The sequence below is a fragment of the Aliivibrio sp. 1S175 genome, from assembly GCF_001690985.1.
Classification (GTDB): Bacteria; Pseudomonadota; Gammaproteobacteria; order Enterobacterales; family Vibrionaceae; genus Aliivibrio.
On record NZ_MAJS01000025.1, the window covers coordinates 1 to 3,159 of the forward strand.

A 3,159-nucleotide genomic window follows, 5' to 3' on the forward strand; every position below is an offset into this window, starting at 1 on the left:
AAGCCTGGCGATGTCCTACTCTCACATGGGGAGACCCCACACTACCATCGGCGCTATTACGTTTCACTTCTGAGTTCGGCATGGGATCAGGTGGGTCCATAACGCTATGGTCGCCAAGCAAATTCTTTCTATTCACCTCAGTAAGAGATAAATAATAATCTGGAAAGCTGTGTATGCGTTCTTAATCACATTCAATACGTTTCTTGCTATCTTAAATCCGTTCAAAACCCCTTGGGTGTTGTATGGTTAAGCCTCACGGGCAATTAGTACAGGTTAGCTCAATGCCTCGCAGCACTTACACACCCTGCCTATCAACGTCGTAGTCTCCAACAACCCTTTAGGATACTTAAAGTATCAGGGATGACTCATCTCAAGGCTCGCTTCACGCTTAGATGCTTTCAGCGTTTATCGATCCCGAACTTAGCTACCGGGCAATGCTACTGGCGTAACAACCCGAACACCAGAGGTTCGTCCACTCCGGTCCTCTCGTACTAGGAGCAGCCCCTTTCAATCATCCAACGCCCACGGCAGATAGGGACCGAACTGTCTCACGACGTTCTAAACCCAGCTCGCGTACCACTTTAAATGGCGAACAGCCATACCCTTGGGACCGACTTCAGCCCCAGGATGTGATGAGCCGACATCGAGGTGCCAAACACCGCCGTCGATATGAACTCTTGGGCGGTATCAGCCTGTTATCCCCGGAGTACCTTTTATCCGTTGAGCGATGGCCCTTCCATTCAGAACCACCGGATCACTATGACCTGCTTTCGCACCTGCTCGAATTGTCATTCTCGCAGTCAAGCGGGCTTATGCCATTGCACTAACCACACGATGTCCAACCGTGTTTAGCCCACCTTCGTGCTCCTCCGTTACTCTTTGGGAGGAGACCGCCCCAGTCAAACTACCCACCAGGCACTGTCCGCAACCCCGATAAGGGGCCAACGTTAGAACATCAAGCATACAAGGGTGGTATTTCAAGATTGCCTCCACAAATACTAGCGTACTTGCTTCAAAGGCTCCCACCTATCCTACACATGTAGGGTCAATGTTCAGTGCCAAGCTGTAGTAAAGGTTCACGGGGTCTTTCCGTCTAGCCGCGGGTACACTGCATCTTCACAGCGATTTCAATTTCACTGAGTCTCGGGTGGAGACAGCGTGGCCATCATTACGCCATTCGTGCAGGTCGGAACTTACCCGACAAGGAATTTCGCTACCTTAGGACCGTTATAGTTACGGCCGCCGTTTACTTGGGCTTCGATCAAGAGCTTCGACCGAAGTCTAACCCCATCAATTAACCTTCAAGCACCGGGCAGGCGTCACACCGTATACGTCATCTTACGATTTAGCACAGTGCTATGTTTTTAATAAACAGTTGCAGCCACCTGGTATCTGCGACTCCCAGCAGCTTAGAGAGCAAGTCTCATCACCGCTAGGAGCGTACCTTCTCCCGAAGTTACGGTACCATTTTGCCTAGTTCCTTCACCCGAGTTCTCTCAAGCGCCTTAGTATTCTCTACTCGACCACCTGTGTCGGTTTGGGGTACGATTTCTTATAATCTGAAGCTTAGAGGCTTTTCCTGGAAGCATGGCATCAATGGCTTCACTACCGTAGTAGCTCGACATCGTGTCTCAGCCTAACAAGAGTCCGGATTTACCTAAACTCTTAGCCTACGCACTTGAACTTGGACGACCGTCGCCAAGCCCACCTAGCCTTCTCCGTCCCCCCATCGCAATTATAAGAAGTACGGGAATATTAACCCGTTTCCCATCGACTACGCCTTTCGGCCTCGCCTTAGGGGTCGACTTACCCTGCCCCGATTAACGTTGGACAGGAACCCTTGGTCTTCCGGCGAGGGGGTTTTTCACCCCCTTTATCGTTACTCATGTCAGCATTCGCACTTCTGATACCTCCAGCATGCCTTACAGCACACCTTCGACGGCTTACAGAACGCTCCCCTACCCAACACAATAAATTGCATTGCCGCAGCTTCGGTGTATAGCTTAGCCCCGTTACATCTTCCGCGCAGGCCGACTCGACCAGTGAGCTATTACGCTTTCTTTAAATGATGGCTGCTTCTAAGCCAACATCCTGGCTGTCTGAGCCTTCCCACATCGTTTCCCACTTAGCTATAACTTTGGGACCTTAGCTGGCGGTCTGGGTTGTTTCCCTCTCCACGACGGACGTTAGCACCCGCCGTGTGTCTCCCGGATAGTACTTACTGGTATTCGGAGTTTGCAAAGGGTTGGTAAGTCGGGATGACCCCCTAGCCTTAACAGTGCTCTACCCCCAGTAGTATTCGTCCGAGGCTCTACCTAAATAGATTTCGGGGAGAACCAGCTATCTCCAAGTTTGATTGGCCTTTCACCCCTAGCCACAAGTCATCCGCTAATTTTTCAACATTAGTCGGTTCGGTCCTCCAATTGATGTTACTCAATCTTCAACCTGCCCATGGCTAGATCACTTGGTTTCGGGTCTATATCCAGAGACTGAACGCCCAGTTAAGACTCGGTTTCCCTACGGCTCCCCTAAACGGTTAACCTTGCCACTGAATATAAGTCGCTGACCCATTATACAAAAGGTACGCAGTCACATAACAAGTATGCTCCTACTGCTTGTACGTACACGGTTTCAGGTTCTATTTCACTCCCCTCACAGGGGTTCTTTTCGCCTTTCCCTCACGGTACTGGTTCACTATCGGTCAGTCAGTAGTATTTAGCCTTGGAGGATGGTCCCCCCATATTCAGACAGGATATCACGTGTCCCGCCTTACTCGTTTTCACTGATGATGAGATGTCGGTTACAGGGCTATCACCTTGTATCGCGCCACTTTCCAGAGGCTTCACCTGTCTCATTAAAAGCTTAAGGGCTAACCCAATTTCGCTCGCCGCTACTTTCGGGATCTCGGTTGATTTCTCTTCCTCGGGGTACTTAGATGTTTCAGTTCTCCCGGTTTGCTTCGCTGCGCTATGTATTCACGCAGCGATACTAGCTTATGCTAGTGGGTTTCCCCATTCAGAAATCCCAGACTCAAAAGGTTTTTACTACCTAATCTGGGCTTATCGCAAGTTAATACGTCTTTCATCGCCTCTGACTGCCAAGGCATCCACCGTGTACGCTTAGTCACTTAACCATACAACCCCAAGAGGTTTCGTATGG

The 3,159-nt window shown here is 50.1% G+C and carries 2 rRNA genes; both read right to left on the reverse strand.

Going from position 1 to position 3,159, the window contains the following annotated elements:
* Positions 1-2: 2 nt before the first annotated feature.
* Positions 3-118 (reverse strand): 5S ribosomal RNA (rrf, locus tag A6E06_RS10615).
* A gap of 124 nt (positions 119-242) precedes the next feature.
* A 23S ribosomal RNA gene (locus tag A6E06_RS10620) occupies positions 243-3,133 on the reverse strand.
* Positions 3,134-3,159 lie beyond the last annotated feature (26 nt).